We start from the raw sequence: 23,999 nt of genomic DNA on the forward strand, positions 1-23,999 counted from the left end.
TCACACTCCGCAGACTACCGCTCACAGCCCGAAGCGACGCTGGAGGTCCCCCAGCTGTCCGGGAAGGCGCGGTGCCCCGGCCTGCTGCCCGTGCTGACCGGGCACCCCTCCCGCGCCCGGCACCCCGGCCTGCTGCGGGACCGCCCCCGTGGCCTGCTCGGCCATCAGGATCTCGGTGGACTGGAGCAGCACCGTGCCCGCCCCCACGAACTCGAACTGATGCTCCTCGCCCGAGGCTCCGCCGATGCCCGTCATCGCACGTAGACCGCCCATCACGCCGGTCATGTACCCATGGTCGTAGTGGTGGCAGGGGGAGGGGCAGTCCGCCCATCCGACGAGGGCCTGCGGGTCCACCCGGATCGGGGGTTCCATGAACACCACCGGACCGTTGGACGCGGCCACGAACGTGCCGGTTCCGATCAGTGTCAGAAAGCCCGGCACGATCGACTGCTTGAGCGCGAGACTTGGCTGAAAAGCGAGCAAGTTGCCCGAGCGAATGGTCAGGTTGCCGTCGTCGAGGTCGTACGAATTCACGTCGAATGCCCGGTCGGCGAGCAGCATCTTGCCCGAGCCCTGTGCCACGACCCAGTCGCTCGCGTGCAGTGGCGAATGGAACGACGTGCGGACAAGTCGGTCAAGTCGACCGTGCCCGATGCCGTTGAATTCCATGGATCCGTAGTAGGCGATCATCTTGCCCTTCTGGAGGAACCACTCGCTCCCCTTGAGCTCCACGCAGAAGGTGTACTTGTTGACGTTGTCGTCGACCGGCAGCGACATCGGATCGTGGATCACCGGGCCGCCCGGAACTCCGTACCCGCTCACAGCTTGTCCTCCGATGCCTGGACGTACACCGAACCGCTGCCGCTCAGCTCCAGCTGGAACGCCTCGCCCGAACCGCGTCCCACCATGTCGCGCCAGCCCAGCGCGGTGGACAGCCTGTTGCGCACGTCGCCGTGGTGCGCCACGTACGCCTGCGGGTCGACGTGCACCGTCCGCTGCGGGGTGATCGGGACCTCGAAGACGCCGCCGTGCGCCATGACGGCCACGGCCCCGTGCCCCTTGAGCGTCGTCGTGAAGAGCCCCTGGCCCGTCACCTGGCCCCGCACCATGCCCATGACGCCGCCCTGCGAGCCCAGGAACATCGTGCCCTGCTGGAGCGTCCCGTCGAAGGCCAGCAGCCGGTCCGCCTCGACGTAGAGCGTGTCCCCGGTGAGGGTGATCACATGGACGTGGTGGCCGCCGTGCCCGAAGAACACCGTGCCCGAACCCTCCACGGTCATGAGCGGCGTCGCCTCGTTGGCCAGGCGCCGGCCGATCATCGACATCACCCCGCCCTGACCACCCTGGATGTTGGGCGTGAACGACACCTCGCCCTTGTACGCGAGCATCGCGCCGCGCTGACTGAACAGCCGCTGCCCCGGCACCACCGTGGCCTCGACCATCTTGGAGTTCACCTCGCGGAACGCCATCTCACACATCCCCCGCGATCGTGTTGCGCTCACTGGGCTGGACGTAGACCAGTCCGTCGCCCTCGAAGCGCATCTGGAACGCCTCGCCGCCGCCCTCGCCCAGCAGCGTGCGGAACGTCACACCCGACTGGAGCGACTGCCGCACATTGCCCTGATGGGCGATGTAGGCGCCCGGGTCGACCGTCAGCGGGTACTGCGCGCTGACCCGCAGCACCACCGCGGGCCCGTCCGAGGTGATCGCCGCCTGGCCGTGGCCCTCGACGGTGGTCGTGAACAGACCGTTGCCCTGCGAGGCGCCGCGCAGCCCCGTGAACGTCGTGCCCGTGCGCAGGCCGGTGTCCGTGGCGAGCAGATTGCTCGACTCCACGTAGAGCTTGTCCCCCTGGAGGGACACCAGGTTGATCTCCGAGGCCCGGTCCGCGAACCAGCAGGTGCCGTGCCCCTTCACCTCCATCACCGTCATCTGCTCGCCGGTGAGACGCCGGGTCACCATCCCCCGCAGCCCCTCACCGCCCCCGCTCAGCTTCTTGAAGGCCATCTGCCCGTCGTACGCGACCATGGAGCCGTTCTTCGCCTTCACGGCGTCCCCGGTCATGTCGACGGCCAGCACCTTGCTGCCCTGAAGTCGAAACATCGCCACGGTGCGAAGGTAACCGCACCGCCGGTCGGCGGACAGGGCTCATGGGTGGATCCGTCCCCGATCCGTCCCCTAGGGGTTCCTCCGCCGGAGGGTCCGTCCGGCGCCGTCCGGGCCCCGGACCCGGGATCGCCTCCGCCGGATGCCACAATGGCCGGGACGCTTGTGCGTGCGTTCACAAGGAAGCGTTCCCCCCGACAGCGAATCCCACCGAAGGTGACCCGTGGACATAAAGACCGCCACCGCACTCCGCCGGCTCCGCCTGGTCTCGGCCCCCGAAGCCGTGTCCTTCCTGCTGCTGCTCGTCTGCTCGGTGCTGAAGCGGACCACGGACTTCAACGCCGTGCCCGTGATGGGCGCGGTCCACGGCGTCCTCTTCATCCTGTACGTGATCTTCTGGCTGGACGCCTGGAACCGCGCCCGCTGGAGCGCCGGCACCGGTGTCCTCTACTTCGTCCTGTCCGTCCTGCCCACCGGCGGTTTCTTCGCCGAGCGCAAGCTCAAGCGCGGGGCCGAGGAAGCTGTCGTCGCCTCCCGCGCCTTCGCGGACGGAGCGGTGAAGGCATGATCGTCGCCTTCTCCGTGACACCGCTCGGTGTCGGCGAGGACGTGGGGGAGTACGTCGCCGACGCCGTCCGCGTGGTCCGCGAGTCCGGCCTCCCCAACCGCACCGACGCGATGTTCACCTCGATCGAAGGTGGCTGGGACGAGGTGATGGACGTCGTCAAGCGCGCCGTCGCCGCCGTCGAGGCGCGCGCGCCCCGTGTCTCGGTCGTCCTCAAGGCGGACATCCGTCCCGGCGTGACGGACGGCCTCACCTCCAAGGTGGAGACGGTGGAGCGGCACCTGTCGGCATGACCACATGGCCGCATGACGGTATGTCGGCATATCGGCACGACCGCGGGGTGCGCCTCGAACCGAAGAACCCCGGTCCCCAGGACCGGGGTTCTTCCGTGTCCGGGGCGGCCGGGACGAATGTGTCCGGGGCGGCCGGGACGAATGTGTCCGGGGCGGCCGGGACGAATGTGTCCGGGGCGGCCGGGACGAATGTGTCCGGGGCGGCCGGGACGAACGTGCCCGGGGACGGCCGCGACGAACGTGCCCGGGGGCCGCCGGGACGAAAGACCACCCGCCCGCCCGCCCGCCGTACCCGACCGGACGCGCCCCGTTCGACACGTCGTCAGACCTCCACTTGTGTGGGGGAGACGGCCGGGACGATCACCGGGTCGTTCCACGACGGGAGGGCGATGTGCGGCCCGCGGGCTACGACTACGACACCTACAGCCGACTCGCCGGACCCCTGACCGAGCCGCCCGCCACCGGCTACCGGGTGCGGTACACCAAGCTCCTGTCGCGGTCGCCGCACCGCAGGAGCGCGGTCCTGCTGACAGCCCTCGCCCCCATCGTCACCGGCGCGCTCCTCGCCTGTCTGGTGTGGCCCACGCACTGGGTGCACCGCGAGGGGGCCGAGCCCTGGCGGACCGCCCTCGACACCACGATGCTCGTCGCCATCGCCCTGATCGAACTCTTCATGGCCGTCAACGTCCTGAGCATCGCCCACGCGACGCTGGCCGCCCGCGACCCCGTTCCGGTCCGCCCCGCGCACGGCACCAGGGTCGCCTTCCTCACCACCTACGTCCCGGGCAAGGAACCCCTCGCCACGGTCCGCGCCACCCTCGAAGCCGCGGTCGCCCTCACCCACACCGGCCCCCTGGACGTCTGGCTCCTCGACGAGGGCGACGACGCACAGGCCGGAGCGCTGTGCGCCGAGCTCGGCGTCCGGCACTTCACCCGGCTCGGGGTGCCCGAGTGGAACCGCCCCGAGGGACGCCACAGGGCCCGTACCAAGCACGGCAACTACAACGCGTGGCTCGACCTCTACGGACACGCCTACGATTTCTTCGCCTCGGTCGACACCGACCACGTCCCGCTGCCGGGGTTCCTCGAACGCATGATGGGCTACTTCCGCGACCCCGACGTCGCGTTCGTCGTCGGCCCCCAGGTGTACGGGAACTACGACAACCCCGTCACCAAGGCCGCCGAGTCCCAGCAGTTCCTCTTCCACGCCCTGATCCAGCGCGCCGGGAACCGCTACGGCTCGCCCATGTTCGTCGGCACGAACAACGTCGTGCGGATCGCCGCCCTCAGACAGGTCGGCGGGCTGTACGACTCCATCACGGAGGACATGGCCACCGGGTTCGAACTGCACCGGAACCGCAACCCCCGCACGGGACGGCACTGGCGGTCCGTCTACACGCCGGACGTCCTCGCCGTCGGCGAGGGGCCCTCCTCCTGGACCGACTTCTTCACCCAGCAGACGCGCTGGTCGCGCGGTACCTACGAGACCCTGTTCGGGCAGTACGGCAACGCGCTGTTCTCCATGCCGCGCGGCCGGCTCCTGTCGTACACGCTGATGCTCCTCTACTACCCGATGACGGCCGTCAACTGGCTGCTGGGCATGCTCAGCTGCTTCCTCTTCCTGTGGTTCGGGGCATCGGGTACGCAGGTCACCGCGTCCGAGTGGTCGATGCTCTACGGCGACGCCGCCGCCCTCCAGATCTGTCTGTACCTGTGGAACCGGCGGCACAACGTCTCCCCGCACGAACCCGAGGGATCGGCGGGTCTGGCCGGCATGGCGATGTCGGCCCTGTCGGCGCCCGTCTACCTCAAGGCGCTGAGCGAGGCCGTGCTGCGCCGCCCCAGCCGATTCGTCGTCACCCCGAAGGGCCATGACGCCAGCCCCGACCGGCTCGGGACCTTCCGCGTCCACCTCGGCTGGGCCGCGCTCCTCGCCCTCTCGCTCGGCGCCTCCGCCGTCCTCGGCCACACCCACGCGGCCATGCGGGCCTGGGCGCTGCCGGCCCTCGGCATCTCCCTCGCCCCGGTCGTCGTCTGGCTGCGCACCCTCGCCGGGGAGCGCGGCACCCGGCCCGTGGCGCCCGCCCGCGTCCGGCTCCCCGACAGCCGGGACGCGGTGGCGGACACCACCCCCGTCACCGTCACCGGCTCCACGACAGGAGGCACCTAGGCCATGGCGCACCGGCCCTCCACGAAGGCGCAGCGGCCCTCGAAGAAGAGGAGGAAGGCGCTGCTCGGTCTCGCGGGCCTCGCCGTCCTCGCGGGACTCAACGCCCCGGCCGCGCTCGGCCTGGCCGGCGAGACCTACCACGCGTACGAGATCTCCCGGCCCGCCTACCAGGCGCGGTACGGCTCCTGGAGCGGCGTCGACATCCCCGCGCAGTACCGCACCAACGCGATCCACGCGGCCCTGCTGCACACCGGGAAGGTGCTCATCGTCGCCGGGTCGGGCAACGAACAGAAGAAGTTCGACCAGGGGTCCTTCGACACCATCCTGTGGGACCCGGCGAAGAACACGTTCAAGCGGATCCCCACACCGGACGACTTCTTCTGCTCGGGACACGCCCAGCTCCCGGACGGCAGGCTGCTCGTGGCCGGCGGCACCGCCCGCTACGAGAAGCTGGACGGCGAGGTCGTACGGGCCGCCGGCGGCATGCGGGTGAAGAACGAGAACCCGGACAAGGACGTCGTCCTCAGGAAGGGCACCGTCTTCCGCTCGCCCGCCGGCGTCGACTACGTCAGCAGGGCCGACGTGAGGGTCCCGCGGGCGAAGCGGAACCAGGTCGTCACCTATGACCGCAACGGTGTCATGCAGCCCTGGCGGACCGAGGTCACCGCCGGGGAGGCCCGGGTCTTCGTCGAGGCCGCGCGGAAGGGACCGGGGTCGGTCACCGACCGGCAGGCCCAGTACGAGATCGTCGGCCTGAGCGGTGAGGACGCCCGCAACACCTACGGCCTCTCGGAGAAGATCACCCTGGAGAAGCAGGACTTCCAGGGCATCAGGGCCGCCTACGAGTTCGACCCGAGGGCCGAGCGGTACATCCCCGTCGACCCGATGGCCAAGGCCCGCTGGTACCCGACCCTGGTGGGACTGGACGACGGACGGGTCCTCGCCGTCTCCGGGCTCGACGACGTCGGCGTCATCGACCCCGGCGACACCGAGATCTACGACCCCGTGACCCGGAAGTGGAGCCCCGGGCCCCACCGCTACTTCCCCACCTATCCGGCCCTGTTCCTCACCGAGGGCGGCAAGCTCTTCTACCCGGCCTCCAACGCCGGGTACGGACCCGCCGACCAGGGCCGCGAGCCGGGCCTGTGGGACCCGCGGACGAACACGTTCCAGAAGGTGCCCGGCCTGCGGGACGCCGACCGGACGGAGACCTCCGCCTCGGTCCTGCTGCCCCCCGCCCAGGACCAGAAGGTGATGATCCTCGGCGGCGGAGGCGTCGGCGAGTCCGCGAAGTCCACCGCGCGCACCGCCGTCGTCGACCTGCGGAAGGGCAGTCCGGCGTTCGAGGACGGCCCCGACCTGCCCCAGGGCACGCGCTATCTGAACAGCGTGATCATGCCGGACGACACCGTCTTCACCACCAACGGTTCCCGGGACTACCGGGGCCGCGGCGCCAGCAACATCCTCAAGGCGCAGTTCTACGACCCCCGGACCAACACCTTCCACGAGGCCGCGTCCCCCCGCGTGGGCCGCAACTACCACTCCGAGGCGCTGCTCCTGCCCGACGGGCGCGTCGCGACCTTCGGCTCGGACCCGCTCTTCGACGACCGGAGGAACACCAAGCTGGGCCACTTCGAGCAGCGGATGGAGATCTTCACCCCGCCCGCGCTGCACCGCGACGGCGCACGGCGTCCGGTACTGGGTGCCGGTCCCGAGGAGCTCGACCCGAACCACCGGGCCACGTTCGCCACCGCTCATCCGGAACGGGTCGTCAAGGCCCGGCTGATGCGGCCCAGTGCCGTCACCCATACGACGGACGTCGAGCAGCGGTCGATCGAGCTGGGGCTGACGAAGACGGCGGACTCGGTCACCGTTGACGTACCGACGGACCCTGCGCTGGTGCCGCCCGGCTGGTACATGCTCTTCGTGACGGACGCCCGGGGCACACCGTCCGAGGCCAAGTGGATCCACGTCCGGTGACATCCCCGGGGACGCCGGACGGAGGGTGACGGGGGACGGCGGCCCTCTAGCCGGTGGACCCCCGGGTCAGCTCCAGGGCGTACTCCGGCCACCACCGGCCCGCCGCGGGGCCGCCCCCGCACTCGCCGTCCGACTCGCCGGGCCGCTTGATCCACAGATAGGCGTCGAGGAGGGGTTCGCCGGTGGCGGTCGTCGGCGGGGTGCCCAGCGCCCGGCCCGGCGGGTTGCACCAGACCCCATCCAGCGGGCCGTTGCCGTTGCGGCTGGTGTCGACGACGAAGTGCTTGCCGCCGAGCCGGCCGGAGAGACGGACGCCGTACTCCTTGCTGGCCGCGTCCGTCTGGAAGTTGGAGACGTTGAGCGCGAAGCCGTCGGCCTCCGCGATGCCCGCGCGTTCCAGGGGACCGACCAGCTGCCCGGAGTCGGGGATCCAGGAGGCGTTCCCTGCGTCCAGATACACCTTCGTGCCCGGCCGGCGCTTCAGCCGGACGACCGCCTCGGCCAGCAGCCGCTCGCGTTCGTCGTGGTACGCGCCGGGCGTGCAGCCGTCCACGATGTGGGCGACCGCGTCCGGCTCCAGGACCACCAGGGCCCGGCCGTCACCGAGGGCGTCGGCGAACCGGCCGATCCACCGCCGGTAGGCGTCCGCGTCCGCCGCGCCGCCCGCCGAGTGCCGGCCGCAGTCCCGGTGCGGGATGTCGTACGCCACGAAGAGCGCCGTCCGCCCCTCGCGGGCCGCCGAGGCGATCGCCGACCGGACCGCGGGACCCGGGTCGGTCTCGCCGGCCGGCCACAGGGCGACGGGCTGCTCCGCGATCCGCCTCAGTGCCGCCGCGTCCCCGGCCCGGCCCTGCCGGCGCCACAGCTCGATCTGCCGGGCGGCCGGGCCCCGCGGGTCGACCCAGAAGGGCGAGCGGGCGGCGACGTCCCTTCGCGTGGAGGCGCCACCTGCGACCGGGGTCCGTCCCGCCTCGGGCGCGGACGCGCAGCCCGCCGTGAGTCCGAGCACCGCGAGCGCCGCGAGGGCGTGGATCAGCCGAGGCATGCTGCTCCCTTGCGCGAAGGTGACGACCGGTCACCCATCGTGGCACAGGCGGACATTGCGGCAGGGAAGCGACGTGGCGCCGCCGTCCCGGTCAGCCGCCGCCCGACGCCAGCGCGATGCCGAGCGGTGTGCGCTCGTACAGCACCTGGCGCCCGTACCGGCGCGAGACGAGCAGGCCCGCGTCGCGCAGGGCGGTGAGGTGCGCGGAGACCGAGGACGGGGCGAGGCCCAGCCGGTGCGCGAGCGAGGTCGTGCCGGCCGGTTCGCCCAGCGCCGTGAGCACGCCGGCCCGCCCGCGCCCGAGCAGCCGTACGAGCGCGTCCGGGGTGCGGTCCGCCGGCTCGGTCCACAGCCCGCCGATGCCGCGCGCGGGATAGACGAGGGTCGCCTGCCACGGGGGTTCGAAGCCGCTGATCACGTCCGGCCACGAGAACACGCTCGGCATGAGGACCAGGCCCCGGCCGGCCAGGTGCCGTTCGTGCCGGCCCCCGACCTGCACGGTCAGCGTGTGGGAACGCCAGCCGAACCGCCGGTCGAGCTCCGGGAGGAGCCCGCCGAGGCCGACCTCGGCGAGCCGGCGGGAGTGGAAGGCGACATCGGCGTCCAGCAGGGCACGCAACCGTGGCCAGTCCGGCTCGACGAGGGTGTGCCAGGCCTGTTCCAGCAGGTCCGTCAGCTCCCGCACCATCCGCACGGGGTCGGCCAGCAGGGCCCGGCCGCGCGGTGACGCCAGGGCGCCGGGGGTGTCGGCGAGCGACCGCGCGCTCTCCTCGCGGGCCAGGTCCGGGTCGGCCGCGCGGACGGCGGCGATCTCCTCCGCGAAGCTCGCCGCGGGGCCCAGCGGTGGCGGTCCGAGCCAGTCGGGGGAGTAGCCGCGCCGGGGCATCAGCAGCCACAGGGGCGAGAGGTCGAGCCCGTCGGCCGCCGCGCGCATGCGGCGCAGCCAGGGTGCGTGATAGCCGTGCCGCGCGGGCCGGTCGAGCGTGCGGACCGCCTCCTGCGTCTCCCACAGAGGTGACACCGCGAAGCGGCAGTTGAGGAGATCGTCCTCCCCGAAGTGCAGCAGTGACGGCATGGATCGACCCCAGAAGATTCGGCTGAAGCCGAAACTCTACGGGTCCTGAGCAGGTCCGGGCACGCTGACGCCCATGCCGGAACAAGACCCGAAGGGCACGACGACCGTGCCCGCGCCGACGCCCACGTCGGAGAACACCGCCGCACCCGCCACCACGCCCGCCGCGAAGGACGCCACGAAGGACGCCGACGCGCGGACCGGCTACGGACCCGTGTTCGCCGTGCCCGAGTTCCGGGCCGTGTTCCTCGCGCACGCGTTCTCGCTGCTCGGACTCGTCGTCAGCGAGATCGCGCTCTCCGTCCTCGTCTACGGCCTGACCGGCTCCCCGCTGCTCAGCGCCCTGACGTTCGCGCTCGGCTTCCTGCCGTACCTGGTCGGCGGGACCCTGCTCGCGGGCGTCGCGGACCGCTTCCCGGCCCGCCGGGTCCTGGTGGTGTGCGATCTGGTGTGCGCGGGCTGCGTGGCCGTGATGGTCCTGCCGGGCGCGCCCGTCGCCGTACTGCTCACCATGCGGGCCGCGCTCGCCCTGGTGGCCCCCGTCTTCCAGGGGACCCGGACGGCGACCCTCGCGGACGTCCTCGGAGACGGCGAGCTGTTCGTGCTCGGCCGCTCCCTGCTGCGCATCCTGTCGCAGAGCGCGCTGCTGGCCGGCTTCGGCACGGGCGGTCTGCTGCTCACCGTCGTCTCCCCGCGTCACGCGCTCCTCGTCACGGTCTGCACCTTCCTGCTCTCCGCCGTCCTGTTGCGCTTCGGCACCCGGCGGCGGCCCGCGCGGGCGGACCGGGGGCAGGCGCTCGTGCGCGACTCCCTGCGCGGCGCCCGTCAGGTTCTCGCCGACCGCCGGATCCTCGTGCTGCTCCTGCTGTTCTGGGTGCCGCCGATGTTCGTCGTGGCTCCGGAGGCGCTGGCGGCGCCGTACGCCGCGGGGCTCGGGGCCGGCACGGCCGGGCTCGGCCTGCTGATGTGCGCGCTGCCCGTCGGCACGATCGCGGGGGAGCTGTTCGCCGGGTCGCGGCTGCGGCCGGCGACCCGCGACCGGCTCACCCTCCCGCTGGTCTGCGTCACGCTGCTGCCCTATGCCGCGTACGCGCTGCGGCCGGGTCTGGTCTGGTCGCTGGTCCTGCTGGTGCTCGCGGGCGCCGGATCGGCGTACACCCTCGGCCTCGACCAGCGGTTCGTGCGGGCGGTGCCCGACGAGCTGCTCGGGCGGGCGATGACGCTGAACTCGGCCGGTCTGATGACGATCCAGGGCGTCGGCATGGCCCTGTCGGGCGTGGCGGCGGAGTTCGCCGGGGTCCGGGCGACGATCGTGGGCGCGGGCCTCCTCGGAACCGCGGTCTGCGCGGCCCTGGCGGTGGCGGCCCGCCGTACCGAACGAGCCCCGGCCCGGGCCGCGGAGGAGCTCGGAGCCCGGTGAAGGCGGGCCCCGAGCCCGTCCCGTACCCCGGTCCCGCGGAGGCCGGTACCGAAAAGCGAGACGGGGCTGACCACGATGTGACCGGCCGGTAAGGTCGTCGGCGTGCCGAAGCCGCTCAGTCTTGCCTTCGATCCCATCGCCCGCGCCGACGAACACTGGCAGCAGCGCTGGGGCGCCGTGCCGTCCATGTCCGCGATCACCTCGATCATGCGCGCGCACCAGATCCTGCTGGCCGAGGTGGACGCGGTCGTCAAGCCGTACGGACTGACCTTCGCGCGCTACGAGGCACTGGTCCTGCTCACCTTCTCCAAGGCGGGCGAGCTGCCGATGTCCAAGATCGGCGAGCGGCTCATGGTGCACCCGACCTCCGTCACGAACACGGTGGACCGGCTGGTGCGGTCGGGGCTCGTCGACAAGCGGCCGAACCCGAACGACGGGCGGGGCACCCTCGCCTCCATCACGGACAAGGGCCGCGAGGTCTGCGACGCGGCCACCCGCGACCTGATGGCGATGGACTTCGGGCTCGGGGTCTACGACGCCGAGGAGTGCGCGGAGATCTTCGCGATGCTGCGGCCGCTGCGGGTGGCCGCGCACGACTTCGACGACGAGTAGTCCCGGGGCACGGCGGGGCGCCACGGCCCGGGGAGGGTGTGGCGCGGGGGCGCGTGAAGATCGCGCAAAAAGGGTGGTTACCCTCGTGCCATGAAGAAGAGCGTGTTGACCCGCTACCGCGTCATGGCCTACGTCACCGGCGTGCTGCTGGTTCTGCTGTGCCTCAGCATGATCGCCAAGTACGGCATGGGCATCGACGGGGCCGCGGACTTCACCCGTGTCGTCGCGATCGCGCACGGCTGGCTGTACGTCGTCTACCTGATCTTCGCCTTCGACCTGGGCTCCAAGGCGAAGTGGCCGGTCGGCAAGCAGCTCTGGGTGCTGCTGGCGGGCACGATCCCCACGGCCGCCTTCTTCGTGGAGCGCCGCATCAGCCACGAGCTGGAGTCCAAGGTCGCGGACGCCACCGCTCCCGCGGTCGCCAAGGCCTGATCCACACCGCCGTACGGGACCGTACGGCGGTTTGCCATCGACATTTACTAGGACGTCCTAGTAAATTCGAGGGTATGGACGCTCACGCCATCGAGGAAGGCCGCCGACGCTGGCAGGCCCGTTACGACGCTTCGCGCAAGCGCGAGGCCGACTTCACCACGCTCTCCGGTGATCCCGTGGAGCCGGTGTACGGTCCCCGGCCCGGGGACAACTACGAAGGCTTCGAGCAGATCGGCTGGCCCGGGGAGTACCCCTTCACCCGCGGGCTGTACGCGACCGGCTACCGGGGCCGCACCTGGACCATCCGGCAGTTCGCCGGGTTCGGCAACGCCGAGCAGACCAACGAGCGCTACAAGATGATCCTCGCCAACGGCGGCGGAGGACTCTCCGTGGCCTTCGACATGCCGACGCTGATGGGCCGCGACTCGGACGACCCCCGTTCGCTCGGCGAGGTCGGGCACTGCGGTGTCGCGATCGACTCGGCGGCCGACATGGAGGTCCTCTTCCAGGACATCCCCCTCGGTGACGTCACCACGTCGATGACGATCAGCGGTCCCGCGGTGCCGGTCTTCTGCATGTACCTGGTCGCCGCCGAGCGCCAGGGCATCGACCCCGCCGTGCTGAACGGCACGCTCCAGACCGACATCTTCAAGGAGTACATCGCGCAGAAGGAGTGGCTCTTCCAGCCCGAGCCGCATCTGCGCCTCATCGGCGACCTGATGGAGCACTGCGCCGAGAAGATCCCGGCGTACAAGCCGCTGTCCGTCTCCGGCTACCACATCCGCGAGGCCGGCTCCACGGCCGCTCAGGAGCTCGCCTACACGCTGGCGGACGGCTTCGGCTACGTCGAACTGGGGCTGTCCCGCGGCCTCGACGTGAACGTCTTCGCTCCCGGCCTCTCCTTCTTCTTCGACGCGCACGTCGACTTCTTCGAGGAGATCGCCAAGTTCCGCGCGGCGCGCCGGATCTGGGCCCGCTGGATGCGGGACGTGTACGGCGCCACCTCCGAGAAGGCGCAGTGGCTGCGCTTCCACACGCAGACCGCCGGTGTCTCGCTGACGGCCCAGCAGCCGTACAACAACGTCGTACGCACCGCCGTGGAGGCGCTCGCGGCGGTCCTCGGCGGCACGAACTCGCTGCACACCAACGCCCTGGACGAGACCCTGGCCCTGCCCTCCGAGCAGGCGGCCGAGATCGCCCTGCGGACCCAGCAGGTGCTGATGGAGGAGACCGGCGTCGCCAACGTCGCCGACCCGCTGGGCGGTTCCTGGTACGTCGAGCAGCTCACCGACCGGATCGAGGCCGACGCGGAGAAGATCTTCGAGCAGATCAAGGAGCGCGGGCTGCGGGCGCACCCGGACGGGAAGCACCCCATCGGTCCCATCACCTCCGGCATCCTGCGCGGGATCGAGGACGGCTGGTTCACCGGCGAGATCGCCGAGTCGGCGTTCCAGTACCAGCGGTCGGTGGAGAAGGGCGACAAGCGGGTCGTCGGTGTCAACGTCCACCACGGGTCCGTGACCGGCGACCTGGAGATCCTGCGGGTCAGCCACGAGGTGGAGCGCGAGCAGGTGCGGGTGCTGGGTTCGCGCAAGTCGGGCCGCGACGAGGGAGCGGTGCGGGGGGCGCTGGACGCCATGCTCGGCGCCGCGCGCGACGGTTCGAACATGATCGCTCCCATGCTCGACGCGGTTCGTGCCGAGGCGACCCTGGGGGAGATCTGCGGGGTCCTGCGGGACGAGTGGGGCATCTACATCGAGCCGGCAGGCTTCTGACCGACCCTGGGCCCCCGTGCTCCTGGCTCTGCCCGAGCCAGGGGTTCGGGGGCCCTTGCGGTACCGGTGAGCGTCCGCCCGCGCCAGAGGCCTTCTCTCGCCCCCTCCGCCCCTACCCAACCCGTACCCGGGGGCTCCGCCCCCGGACCCCCGCTCCTCAAACGCCGGAGGGGCTGAAACTCACGGACGTGAGGGGACGTGTCGGTGCATCGATGGCCGTCGCCACCGACGCCCACACCTCATCCAACGGCGACGGCCTGATGCACCGGCACGGCCCCGACCCCCCACCGGACCGGTGGCTCAGTCCGCCGTAGGCGTCGTCGCGCCGGTCAGCCCGAACAGCAGGACCTGGGTGAAGGCGCGCACCCAGGGCTCGTCGGCGGGTTCCGCGCTGACCAGGGTGCGATGGACGACCGCCCCCGCGACCACGTCGAAGATCAGCGCGGCGGTGCGGTCGGCGGCGGCCGGGTCCGACTCCGGGGGCAGTTCGCCGCGCGCCTGGGCCCGGGCGCGGCCCTCCATCACCAGGCGCTTCTGCCGGTCGACGATGGACGTGCGGATGCGCTCGCGCAGCGGCTCGTCCCGGGTGGACTCCGCGACCACGGCCATCAGCGCCGTCTTCGCCTCCGGGCGGTCCAGGATCGCCGCGAACTGGAGCACCACACCCTCGATGTCGGCGGCCAGACTGCCCCGGTCCGGGAGCTCCAGCTCGTCGAAGAGCTCGGCCACCGCGTCGACGACCAGTTCGTTCTTGCCCGCCCAGCGGCGGTAGAGGGTCGTTTTGGCCACCCCCGCGAGGGTCGCCACGTACCCCAAGGTCAGCTTGGACCAGCCCAGTTCGACCAGGGCCGTGCGCGTCGCCTCCAGGATCGCGGCGTCCGCGGCGGCGCTGCGGGGGCGGCCCGTACGGGCGGCCTGGGAGCGACATTGCATGCCGTTGACCATATCCGGCCGCTTCACCGGCCGATATCCGGCGGTTGCGTGAAGCCGTGAGGGAGATCACCGGAAGACGGTGCACGGGCGTGCCTCCGTACAGTTACGCTACGACTCGTAGCGAAAGCTCGACCGCGGCGACAACCGCACGGGCGCCAGGTGGGGACCCGGCGCCGAACAGGCCTGACACAGCCTGGCTTTCACGACGCTTTTCACACGTGCGCGAGGAAGGGGGAGGATGTACTCATGCAGCCACGGAACATGTCCATGAGCGGAGTCGTCGACCTCGCCGCGGTGAAGGCGGCCCAAGAGGCCAAGGCGAAGGCGGAGCAGGCGCGCGCCGAAGCGGCCAGGCAGGGCGGAGGCGGGGCCGTGACACCCGCGAGTCTCGTCATCGACGTCGACGAGGCCGGATTCGAGCTGGACGTCCTCCAGCGCTCCACCGAGGTGCCCGTCGTCATCGACTTCTGGGCCGAGTGGTGCGAGCCCTGCAAGCAGCTGAGCCCGCTCCTGGAGCGGCTGGCCGTCGAGTACAACGGCCGCTTCGTCCTCGCGAAGATCGACGTCGACGCCAATCAGATGCTGATGCAGCAGTTCGGGGTCCAGGGGATCCCGGCCGTCTTCGCGGTGGTGGCCGGACAGGCCCTGCCGCTCTTCCAGGGAGCCGCCGCCGAGGCGCAGATCCGCGGGACCCTCGACCAGCTCGTCCAGGTGGCCGAGCAGCGCTTCGGCCTGACCGGTCTGACGGTCGACGCGGACGCGACCGCGGGCGCGCCCCCCGTGGCGCGGGAGGTGCCGGCCGGACCGTACGACGCGCTCCTGGAGGCCGCCGTACAGGCCCTGGACGCGGGCGACTTCGGCGGTGCCGTCCAGGCGTACAAGAACGTGCTGAGCGACGACCCGGGCAACACGGAGGCCAAACTGGGCCTGGCGCAGGCCGAGTTGCTCCAGCGCGTGCAGGGCCTCGACCCGCAGAAGGTGCGCCGGGACGCCGCGGACAGGCCCGCCGACGTGGCGGCGCAGATCGCGGGGGCCGACCTGGACCTCGTCGGCGGCCACGTGGAGGACGCCTTCGGGCGGCTCATCGACACGGTGCGGCGCACGGCGGGCGACGACAGGGACGCCGTACGCGTGCGGCTGCTGGAGCTCTTCGAGGTGGTCGGCGCCGACGACCCGCGCGTGGTCGCGGCGCGACGGGCGCTCGCCCGGGCGCTGTTCTGACCAGTCCGTAAACGCCAGGGCTTGTGATGCCCGGGTGAAAGATTGGCCGACAGGGACGGATGTGGCCGCGCTTTACCAAAACTTGGTAAACGCGGCCGCTGTTACTCGTAGTAAGTCGAGACCGTTGAACTGTCCGGTTCCGTCCGGGATTTGACCACTGCGTCACCCCCGGTGGTGCCACCCTGCGTCGCCACCCGATGCCGCCCGGTCGTACTTCGGTTATCCCGCCGTTACTAGCCAGTAACGAACCCCCTTGTGCGCGCGGCGAGAATGCACCACGATCGGCGACGCTCGGTCCATTCCCGCACCCCGACACCCAATCGGGCCCGCGGACTTTCTGGGTCCCCACCGAGTAGGGCCGACAGCAGTGCGATCGGTTCTTGGGCAGGGGGGTCTTCGCCGTCCGGCGGAGCCTGTCCAGCAGGTTGTGCGTGATGTGTGTCAGGCGCGACCAGTGGTTGTCGCTCGGGGGTGATCGCCGGTGATTCGGGTGCAGTCCGCACCAACGGGTACAGGCGCTCTCCTTCCCGAGGACGTAGCACTTCTCCCATCCCTGCCCGGCTGAGCCGCCGCAATGTGGCAGTCAGGGCCAGGAGATGTACGTCCGAGAAGGAGGAAAAAATTATGTCCCAGGTGCGTGGCGGGACCAGATGGAAGCGGTTCGCCGTCGTCATGGTGCCCAGCGTGGCAGCCACGGCAGCGATAGGTGTCGCCCTCGCGCAGGGTGCCCTCGCCGCTTCGTTCAGTGTCTCCGGCCAGTCCTTCAAGGTGTCCGCGGACAAGCTTGACGGTCAGGGCTTCTCGCAGTACGGCGCCCTCGACCAGGGCACCGGTCTCGACGGCAAGGCGGCGCTGCACCCCGTCGCGGTGTCGGCGTTCAAGAGCGCCGACATCACCGGCATGTGCCAGTCCGTCGTCACTCCGGACATCCCGCTGCTCGGTTCCGTCAGCCTCGTGCTGAAGGCCGGCGGCAGTGGTACGCCGGTGCACGCCGACAACCTGTACATCGATGTCCAGGACCTCGCCGCCGACGCGACGTTCAAGAACATCGACATCGGTGTTGCCGCCAAGGACGCCAGCAAGGGTCCGGGCATGAAGGGCGGCGGCGAGCAGGCCAACCCCTACGGGTTCGCCCAGCAGGCCGAGTCGGCCACGCTGACCGACGTGAAGCAGACGGCGTGGGCGACCACCGCCGGCACGTTCAAGCTCAGCGGTCTGAAGATGTCGGTGTCCGCGGGCACCCACGAGTGCTACTAAGCACCTCAGGGGTGGGCGAGGAGGCTCAGGCCGCTTCGCCCACCCCGCCGCTCCGCCCGTCGTACGCGGAGCACTCAACGCGTACTTCTCACAGCAATGCCGTTCCAGGGAGCTGTTTCCATGAGCGCCGAGACTCCTGCCGCGCCCGGCCAGAACGATGAGCACTACCTCCAGGTGTTCCGGCGGAACTTCCGTGAATGGAGGGGCGATCGCCCGTTCTGGGCGGGTCTGTACATCGTGTTCGGCGGTTTTCCCATCGCCTACTTCCCGTACGCGCACCTGCACCTCGGGCACTTGACGCTGGCGATGTCCACCACCGCCGGAGCCGGTTCCCTGATCATCGGCGTGCTCCTCGTCGTGCTCGGGATCAGCCTCTGGTTCCAGAAGCACGTGCGGACGTTCGCGGGTGTCGCCGCGATCCTCCTCGCCCTGGTGTCCATTCCGGTGGCCAACCTGGGCGGCTTCCTGATCGGCTTCCTGTTCGCCCTTCTCGGCGGCGCCATGGCGGTCTCCTGGGTTCCCGGGGAACCCGAGGAGGGCTACGCCGCGTCGAAGTCCCTCGACCAGCAGGACGTGCCGCAGGCCGCGGTGTCCGAGACGGTCGGGCCCGAGGCGGCGGGCGGCGCGGGCGACCCGAACGATCTGTCAGGAACGAGCCCGACCAACGGGGCGAACGGGAGGCACAGTGCCGGCTGACGAGGTGACCCACGGGACTGATGTGGAGGAGTCCCGTGTGAGAACCGGGCCGCGCCACGCGGCCCCGAGGAAGCCGCTGTTCACCAGGTTCCAGATGCCCGCCGGCAAGGTGATCGCCATAGCGGCGATGCCGACGGCGGTCCTCATGGGCATGGGCTTCACCCCGACGCTCGCGCAGGCCGACGACCACTCCACCTCCAAGAGCCTCACGGCCGAGGAGTACCAGGCGTGCGTCGAGGCCGTCACGGGCAAGGACGCGCCGGACACGGCGTCGCCCTCCCCCTCGGCCAGCGCGAGCTCCTCCTCACCCGAGGCCACGCCGAGCCCCTCCGCGTCGTCGGACTCGGGCGCCAAGGACACGACCTCTTCGTCGGATTCAGGTTCCGACGACAAGGCCGGGCCCACCGCGACCCCGTCCGCCTCGGCGAGCACGCAGGACAAGGCCGCGGACAGCGCCGCGTCCACGCCGACCCCCTCGGCGTCCGAGAGCAGCAAGAACCCGCTCGACCCCCTGGGTGTCGGTGACGCCATCAAGGACATCCTCACGCCCGACGAGACGGCGAGCTCCACCCCGGAGCCGTCCGCGTCGCCGAGCGCGAGCGCGAGCACCGGCTCGGGCACGTCGGACGGCACGGGCGCCACGGACACGGCCAAGGACACGGCCGGCAAGGTCACCAAGACGGTCGAGGACACCACCGACAAGGTCACCGACACCGCGTCGAAGGCGGCCTCGGACGCCACCGAAGCGGCCAAGGACACGGCCGCCGCGGTCACCGAGTCGCCCAGCCCGTCCGCGAGCGCGAGCACGAACCCCGCGGACTGCCCGGTCGCCACCGACGACACGGGCGGTGTGGACAACTCGGTCGCCCTGCCGACCGATCCCTGGCACCTCGACGCCAGTTCGCTGCTCCTCAAGGGCGCCGACTACCAGGGCATAGTCAAGGTGAGGACGGCCGACGGCACCGTCAAGAAGGTGCTGAAGTACGTCATATCCGACGGCACCGACATCGGGGACCTGCACCAGACGGTGGTGGACAAGCAGTCGGGCAAGACCTACCACGTGCAGGCCGCGGCCGGTTCGACGTCCACCATCCGCGACGGCAAGACGATCATGTACACGGAGAGCATATCGGGGAATCTGCTCGGGCTCATCCCGGTCACGTTCGACCCCGACAACCCTCCGCCGCTGAACATCCCGCTGATCTACTTCACCAAGGTGAAGGTCATTCAGGCCGGTCAGTTCGGCGGAACCCTGCACGTCCCCGGACTCCACCAGTACACGACCGGCTGAGTCGTCCAGAGCCCGTCCGTGAGCCGCACGAAACGCCGAGGGCGCCCCCTGTTCGCAGGGGGCGCCCTCGGCGTCTGTACGGCGGCGGGGATCAGGCGTGGCCGCTCTCGCCCAGGTGGTGCACCCGGACCATGTTGGTGGTGCCGGGGACGCCGGGGGGCGAACCGGCGGTCATCACGACGACGTCGCCCTCGTTGAACCGCTTGAGCTTCTGGAGCTCGCGGTCGACCAGGTCGACCATCTCGTCGGTGCTGTTCACGAACGGCACGACGTGCGACTCGACGCCCCAGCTCAGCGTCAGCTGGTTGCGGGTGCCCTCGTCCGTGGTGAAGGCCAGGATCGGCTGGGCGGCGCGGTAGCGCGAGAGCCGGCGGGCGGTGTCACCGGACTTGGTGAAGGCCACCAGGCCCTTGCCGCCGAGGAAGTCGGCGATCTCGCAGGCGGCGCGGGCGACCGAACCGCCCTGCGTGCGCGGCTTCTTGCCCGGGACGAGCGGCTGGAGGCCCTTGGAGAGGAGCTCCTCCTCGGCCGCGGCCACGATCTTCGACATCGTCTTCACGGTCTCGACCGGGTACGCGCCCACGCTGGACTCGGCCGACAGCATGACCGCGTCCGCGCCGTCCAGGATCGCGTTGGCCACGTCGGAGGCCTCGGCGCGGGTCGGGCGGGAGTTGGTGATCATCGACTCCATCATCTGGGTCGCCACGATCACCGGCTTGGCGTTGCGGCGGCACAGCTCCACGAGGCGCTTCTGCACCATCGGAACGCGCTCCAGCGGGTACTCGACGGCCAGGTCGCCACGGGCCACCATGACGGCGTCGAACGCCGCGACGACGCCCTCCATGTTGTCGACCGCCTGCGGCTTCTCCACCTTGGCGATGACGGGGACGCGGCGGCCCTCCTCGTCCATCACCTTGTGGACGTCGTTCACGTCGTTGGCGTCGCGCACGAAGGACAGGGCGACCATGTCGCAGCCCATCCGCAGGGCGAAGCGCAGGTCCTCGACGTCCTTCTCCGACAGCGCGGGCACGTTGACGGCCGCGCCGGGCAGGTTGATGCCCTTGTGGTCGGAGATGACACCGCCCTCGATGACGACCGTCTTGACCCGGGGACCGTCGATCTCGACGACCCGCAGCTCGACGTTGCCGTCGTTGATCAGGATCTGGTCGCCCTTGGAGACGTCACCGGGCAGACCCTTGTAGGTCGTTCCGCAGATGTGCTTGTCACCCGGCACGTCCTCGGCCGTGATGACGAACTCGTCGCCACGCTCCAGCTCGACGGGACCTTCGGCGAAGGTCTCCAGACGGATCTTGGGGCCCTGGAGGTCGGCGAGGACACCGATGGCGATGCCGGTCTCGGCCGAGGCGGCCCGGACACGGTCGTACCGGCCCTGGTGCTCGGAGTGAGAGCCGTGGCTGAAGTTGAAACGGGCCACGTTCATGCCGGCCTGGATCAGCGCGACCAGCTTCTCGTGGGAGTCGACCGCGGGGCCGAGAGTACAGACGATTTTCGAACGGCGCATGGGGCGATCCTATCGGTTTGTTTCGCAACGGAATATTCCGTCTGGCGGAAGATACAAATGGGCGGGCGGTCGCTCAGGCGTGGCTCTCCGCCCCGCTCAGGCATCGCCTTTTCCGACCAGTGCGTACGTCTGTGTGGCGATCTCCAGTTCCTCGTCCGTGGGCACCACGGCGACCGCGACGCGCGCGTACGGCGGCGAGATGAGCCGCGGCTCCCCTCCGCGCACGGCGTTCAGTTCGCCGTCGACCGCGAGCCCCAGTTCCTCCAGGCCCCTGATCGCGGCCTCGCGCACCGGGGCGGCGTTCTCGCCCACCCCGGCGGTGAAGGCCACGGCGTCCACGCGGCCCAGGACCGCGTAGTAGGCGCCGATGTACTTCTTCAGCCGGTGGATATAGATGTCGAAGGCGAGCCGGGCCCGCTCGTCGCCCTCGTCGACACGGCGGCGGATCTCCCGCATGTCGTTGTCGCCGCACAGACCGATCAGCCCGCTCCTCTTGTTGAGAAGAGTGTCGATCTCGTCCGTGGACATGTTGCCAACGCGCTCCAAATGGAAGATGACGGCCGGGTCCACGTCGCCGGACCGCGTTCCCATCACCAGCCCCTCCAGCGGGGTCAGCCCCATCGAGGTGTCCACGCACCGCCCGCCCCTGACCGCGGACGCCGAGGCCCCGTTGCCCAGGTGCAGCACGATGACGTTGACCTCCTCGGGCGCCTTGCCGAGGAGTTCGGCGGTCGTCCTGGAGACGTAGGCGTGCGAGGTGCCGTGGAACCCGTACCGGCGGATGCGGTGTTCGTCGGCCGTCGCCACGTCGATCGCGTAGCGCGCGGCCGCCTCCGGCATCGTCGTGTGGAACGCCGTGTCGAAGATGGCGACCTGGGGCAGGTCGGGGCGCAGCGCCATCGCCGTGCGGATGCCGGTGAGGTTCGCCGGGTTGTGCAGGGGGGCGACCGGGATCAGCCGCTCGATCTCCGCGAGGACCTCCGCGTCGATGACCGTCGGCTCGGTGAACGCCCGTCCGCCGTGCACCACCCGGTGGCCGATGGCGGCGAGTTCGGGGGAGTCCAGGCCGAGCCCGTCCACCGCGAGTTCCTCGGCCATCGCCTTCAGCGCGGCCTCGTGGTCGGCGAACGTGTCGGCCCGCTCGCGGGTCTCGCCCGTCGTGCGCGTGGTGTGCCGCAGCAGGGAGGTCCCCTCGCCGATCCGCTCGACGAGGCCGACGGCCAGCCGGGTGCCGTCACGCATGTCGAGCAGCTGGTACTTCACCGACGACGAGCCGGAGTTGAGGACGAGGATCCGCACGGCCTGCGGGGAGGCGGGCTCCTCGGGCACGGCGGCCGAGGGGTCGGGACGGTCGCTCACTGAACGGCAGCCTTCCGGTCGGGGGTCTGGGACTGGATCGCCGTGATGGCGACCGTGTTGACGATGTCCTGGACGAGCGCGCCGCGGGACAGGTCGTTGACGGGCTTGCGCAGACCCTGGAGCACCGGTCCGACGGCGATCGCGCCGGCCGAACGCTGCACGGCCTTGTAGGTGTTGTTGCCCGTGTTGAGGTCGGGGAAGATCAGCACGGACGCCTGTCCCGCGACCTTCGACTCCGGCAGCTTGGTCGCCGCGACCGAGGGCTCGACGGCGGCGTCGTACTGGATCGGCCCCTCGATCCGCAGGTCGCCGCGGCGCGCGCGCACCAGCTCGGTCGCCTCGCGCACCTTGTCGACGTCGGCGCCCGAACCCGAGGTGCCCGTGGAGTACGACAGCATCGCGATCCGCGGCTCGACGCCGAACTGCTCCGCGGTCGCGGCCGAGGAGATGGCGATGTCGCACAGCTGCTCGGCGTCCGGGTCGGGGTTGACCGCGCAGTCGCCGTAGACCAGGACCTTGTCGGCCAGGCACATGAAGAAGACGGACGAGACGATCCTCGACTCCGGCCGGGTCTTGATGATCTCGAACGCGGGCCGGATCGTCGCCGCCGTCGAGTGCACGGCCCCCGACACCATCCCGTCGGCGAGGCCCTCCTGCACCATCAGCGTCCCGAAGTAGTTCACGTCCGCGACCACGTCGTAGGCCAGTTCCACCGTGACGCCCTTGTGGGCCCGCAGTTCGGCGTACTTCTCGGCGAAGGAGTCCCGCAGCGGCGACGTCTGAGGGTCGATCAGCTGGGTGGCGCTGACGTCGATGCCGAGGTCGGCGGCCTTCTTGCGGATCTGGTCGACGGGCCCGAGCAGGGTCAGATCGCACACACCCCGGCGCAGCAGCACCTCGGCGGCGTGCAGCACCCGCTCCTCGGTGCCCTCGGGCAGCACGACACGGCGCCGGTCGGAGCGGGCCTGCTCCAGGAGCTGGTGCTCGAACATCATCGGGGTGAGCCGGTCGCTGCTGGGCGCGGAGACCCGCTTGAGCAGGTCTGCGGTGTCCACATGACGCTCGAACAGGCCGAGGGCGGTCTCCGCCTTGCGCGGCGTCGCCGCGTTCAGCTTGCCCTCCAGGGCGAAGAGCGCCTCGGCGGTGGGGAAGGAGTTCCCGGTCACCGAGACGACCGGGGTGCCGGGCGCGAGGCGGGCCGCCAGCGTGAGGATCTCGCTGCTCGGCTTCTCGTCCAGGGTGAGCAGGATGCCGGCTATCGGCGGGGTGCCGGCGCTGTGCGCGGCGAGCGAGCCGATCACCAGGTCGGCCCGGTCCCCCGGGGTGACCACGAGGCATCCCGGGGTCAGCGCCGACAGGAAGTTCGGCAGCATCGCGCCGCCGAAGACGAAGTCCAGCGCGTCACGGGCGAGCCCCGCGTCGTCGCCGAGCAGCACCGTGCCGCCGAGCGCGTGGGTGATCTGGGCGACCGTGGGCGCGGACAGCGCGGGTTCGTCCGGGAGGACGTAACAGGGCACCGGCAGACGGGAGTCGAGCCGTTCCGCGATCTCCGCCCGGTCCTCGGGGGCCACCCGGTTGACCACCATGGCGAGGACGTCGCACCCCAGGCCGTCGTAGGCGCGGTAGGCGTTGCGGGTCTCGGCGCGCACCGACTCGGCGCTCTGGCCCCCGCCGCCGACGACCGGCAGCACGGACGCCGCGAACTCGTTCGCCAGCCGGGCGTTGAGCGCCAGTTCGTCGGGGAGCTGGGTGGCGGCGAAGTCGGTGCCGAGGACGAGGACGACGTCGTAGTCGCGGGCGACCAGGTGGAACCGGTCGACGAGCGTGGACACCAGCTCGTCGGTGCCCTGCTCGGCCTGGAGCGCGGACGCCTCCCGGTAGTCCATGCCGTACACCGTCGCGGGGTCCTGCGCCAGCCGGTAGCGGGCCCGCAGCAGCTCGAAGAGCCGGTCGGGACCGTCGTGCACGAGCGGACGGAACACCCCCACCCGGTCGACCTGGCGGGTCAGGAGCTCCATGACCCCCAGTTCGACGACCTGCCGGCCGTCGCCTCGGTCGATCCCGGTCACGTACACGCTGCGCGTCACGCGTGCTCTCCATCCTTCGTCGCCAGGCTGATTTCTGGGCTCGGAAAAAGGGCCCACCAACGTGAGCAGAACCCTCTTGACAATACCTCCGGCGCTGGCTAAGGCGCCCGCCAGGGCAAGTGTGCCGGTCGGCGGGGCGGGGGCGTGCTGTGGCGCGGCGGGC

The 23,999-nt window shown here is 70.9% G+C and carries 21 protein-coding genes; 12 read left to right on the top strand and 9 right to left on the bottom strand.

Going from position 1 to position 23,999, the window contains the following annotated elements:
* Positions 1–21: 21 nt before the first annotated feature.
* The 3 genes from WJM95_RS22645 to WJM95_RS22655 are packed head-to-tail and all read right to left on the bottom strand — an operon-like array spanning position 22 to position 2,103.
* On the bottom strand, positions 22–822 hold the full coding sequence (locus WJM95_RS22645) for an AIM24 family protein (protein ID WP_339131600.1): 801 nt from the start codon (positions 820–822) through the stop codon (positions 22–24).
* On the bottom strand, positions 819–1,469 hold the full coding sequence (locus WJM95_RS22650; RefSeq protein ID WP_339131601.1) for an AIM24 family protein: 651 nt from the start codon (positions 1,467–1,469) through the stop codon (positions 819–821). The genes WJM95_RS22645 and WJM95_RS22650 overlap by 4 nt, the downstream gene beginning before the upstream one ends.
* 1 nt (position 1,470) lies before the next feature.
* A complete protein-coding gene (locus tag WJM95_RS22655) occupies positions 1,471–2,103 on the bottom strand; it encodes an AIM24 family protein (RefSeq protein WP_339135768.1) in 633 nt (210 codons plus the stop codon).
* A 226-nt stretch (positions 2,104–2,329) separates the two neighbouring features.
* Between WJM95_RS22655 and WJM95_RS22660 the strand changes: the two genes are divergently transcribed.
* The 4 genes from WJM95_RS22660 to WJM95_RS22675 all read left to right on the top strand — a co-directional run bounded on the left by WJM95_RS22660 (position 2,330) and on the right by WJM95_RS22675 (position 7,114).
* Entirely contained in the window at positions 2,330–2,674 is a 345-nt protein-coding gene (locus WJM95_RS22660; RefSeq protein ID WP_339131602.1) for a DUF3817 domain-containing protein, read from the top strand.
* Positions 2,671–2,964 (top strand): MTH1187 family thiamine-binding protein, encoded by a 294-nt coding sequence (locus tag WJM95_RS22665; protein WP_339131603.1) that lies wholly within the window; start codon positions 2,671–2,673, stop codon positions 2,962–2,964. The genes WJM95_RS22660 and WJM95_RS22665 overlap by 4 nt, the downstream gene beginning before the upstream one ends.
* Positions 2,965–3,355: 391 nt before the next feature.
* Positions 3,356–5,134, top strand: a complete 1,779-nt coding sequence (locus WJM95_RS22670) for a cellulose synthase catalytic subunit (protein ID WP_339131604.1) — start codon at positions 3,356–3,358, stop codon at positions 5,132–5,134.
* 3 nt (positions 5,135–5,137) lie between these two features.
* Positions 5,138–7,114 (top strand): kelch motif-containing protein, encoded by a 1,977-nt coding sequence (locus tag WJM95_RS22675; RefSeq protein WP_339131605.1) that lies wholly within the window; start codon positions 5,138–5,140, stop codon positions 7,112–7,114.
* Positions 7,115–7,160: 46 nt separating this feature from the next.
* Here WJM95_RS22675 and WJM95_RS22680 read toward each other — a convergent pair whose 3' ends face one another.
* Positions 7,161–8,159 (bottom strand): glycoside hydrolase family 6 protein, encoded by a 999-nt coding sequence (locus WJM95_RS22680; protein WP_339131606.1) that lies wholly within the window; start codon positions 8,157–8,159, stop codon positions 7,161–7,163.
* 91 nt (positions 8,160–8,250) lie between these two features.
* A complete protein-coding gene (locus WJM95_RS22685) occupies positions 8,251–9,234 on the bottom strand; it encodes a DUF5937 family protein (protein ID WP_339131607.1) in 984 nt (327 codons plus the stop codon).
* A gap of 73 nt (positions 9,235–9,307) precedes the next feature.
* Here WJM95_RS22685 and WJM95_RS22690 point away from each other — a divergent pair, with 73 nt between their 5' ends.
* The 4 genes from WJM95_RS22690 to WJM95_RS22705 all read left to right on the top strand — a co-directional run bounded on the left by WJM95_RS22690 (position 9,308) and on the right by WJM95_RS22705 (position 13,470).
* Positions 9,308–10,651, top strand: a complete 1,344-nt coding sequence (locus tag WJM95_RS22690; RefSeq protein ID WP_339131608.1) for an MFS transporter — start codon at positions 9,308–9,310, stop codon at positions 10,649–10,651.
* Positions 10,652–10,753: 102 nt separating this feature from the next.
* Positions 10,754–11,263, top strand: a complete 510-nt coding sequence (locus tag WJM95_RS22695; RefSeq protein WP_339131610.1) for a MarR family transcriptional regulator — start codon at positions 10,754–10,756, stop codon at positions 11,261–11,263.
* A gap of 90 nt (positions 11,264–11,353) precedes the next feature.
* Positions 11,354–11,695, top strand: a complete 342-nt coding sequence (locus WJM95_RS22700; RefSeq protein ID WP_339131612.1) for a DUF3817 domain-containing protein — start codon at positions 11,354–11,356, stop codon at positions 11,693–11,695.
* Between the two features lie 74 nt (positions 11,696–11,769).
* A complete protein-coding gene (locus tag WJM95_RS22705) occupies positions 11,770–13,470 on the top strand; it encodes a methylmalonyl-CoA mutase family protein (protein ID WP_339131613.1) in 1,701 nt (566 codons plus the stop codon).
* Between the two features lie 300 nt (positions 13,471–13,770).
* On the opposite strand, the gene WJM95_RS22710 is transcribed toward WJM95_RS22705, so the two are convergent.
* The gene (locus WJM95_RS22710; RefSeq protein ID WP_339131614.1) at positions 13,771–14,403 is read right to left on the bottom strand and encodes a TetR/AcrR family transcriptional regulator; all 633 of its coding nucleotides are present in this window, start codon (positions 14,401–14,403) and stop codon (positions 13,771–13,773) included.
* Between the two features lie 246 nt (positions 14,404–14,649).
* On the opposite strand from WJM95_RS22710, the gene WJM95_RS22715 reads away from it, so the two are divergent.
* From WJM95_RS22715 to WJM95_RS22730, 4 genes are all read left to right on the top strand, one after another.
* Positions 14,650–15,624, top strand: a complete 975-nt coding sequence (locus WJM95_RS22715; RefSeq protein WP_339131615.1) for a tetratricopeptide repeat protein — start codon at positions 14,650–14,652, stop codon at positions 15,622–15,624.
* Positions 15,625–16,245: 621 nt separating this feature from the next.
* Positions 16,246–16,881, top strand: coding sequence for a DUF6230 family protein (locus tag WJM95_RS22720; RefSeq protein WP_339135770.1), 636 nt, complete (start codon positions 16,246–16,248; stop codon positions 16,879–16,881).
* 120 nt (positions 16,882–17,001) lie between these two features.
* Positions 17,002–17,577 carry a DUF6114 domain-containing protein gene (locus tag WJM95_RS22725; RefSeq protein WP_339131616.1) on the top strand — a complete coding sequence of 192 codons (576 nt, stop codon included), beginning with the start codon at positions 17,002–17,004 and terminating at the stop codon, positions 17,575–17,577.
* Entirely contained in the window at positions 17,567–18,868 is a 1,302-nt protein-coding gene (locus tag WJM95_RS22730; RefSeq protein WP_339131618.1) for a hypothetical protein, read from the top strand. The genes WJM95_RS22725 and WJM95_RS22730 overlap by 11 nt, the downstream gene beginning before the upstream one ends.
* Before the next feature lie 91 nt (positions 18,869–18,959).
* On the opposite strand, the gene pyk is transcribed toward WJM95_RS22730, so the two are convergent.
* From pyk to pta, 3 genes are all read right to left on the bottom strand, one after another.
* Complete coding sequence (pyk, locus tag WJM95_RS22735; RefSeq protein WP_339131620.1) at positions 18,960–20,390, bottom strand: pyruvate kinase; 1,431 nt, start codon at positions 20,388–20,390, stop codon at positions 18,960–18,962.
* Positions 20,391–20,486: 96 nt separating this feature from the next.
* Positions 20,487–21,719: an acetate kinase gene (locus WJM95_RS22740; RefSeq protein WP_339135772.1), complete on the bottom strand. Its 1,233-nt coding sequence runs from the start codon at positions 21,717–21,719 to the stop codon at positions 20,487–20,489.
* A gap of 26 nt (positions 21,720–21,745) precedes the next feature.
* The gene (pta, locus tag WJM95_RS22745; protein ID WP_339131622.1) at positions 21,746–23,836 is read right to left on the bottom strand and encodes a phosphate acetyltransferase; all 2,091 of its coding nucleotides are present in this window, start codon (positions 23,834–23,836) and stop codon (positions 21,746–21,748) included.
* Between the last annotated feature and the right edge of the window lie 163 nt (positions 23,837–23,999).

Origin of the sequence: Streptomyces sp. f51 (assembly GCF_037940415.1) — a bacterium.
Lineage (GTDB): Bacteria > Actinomycetota > Actinomycetes > Streptomycetales > Streptomycetaceae > Streptomyces.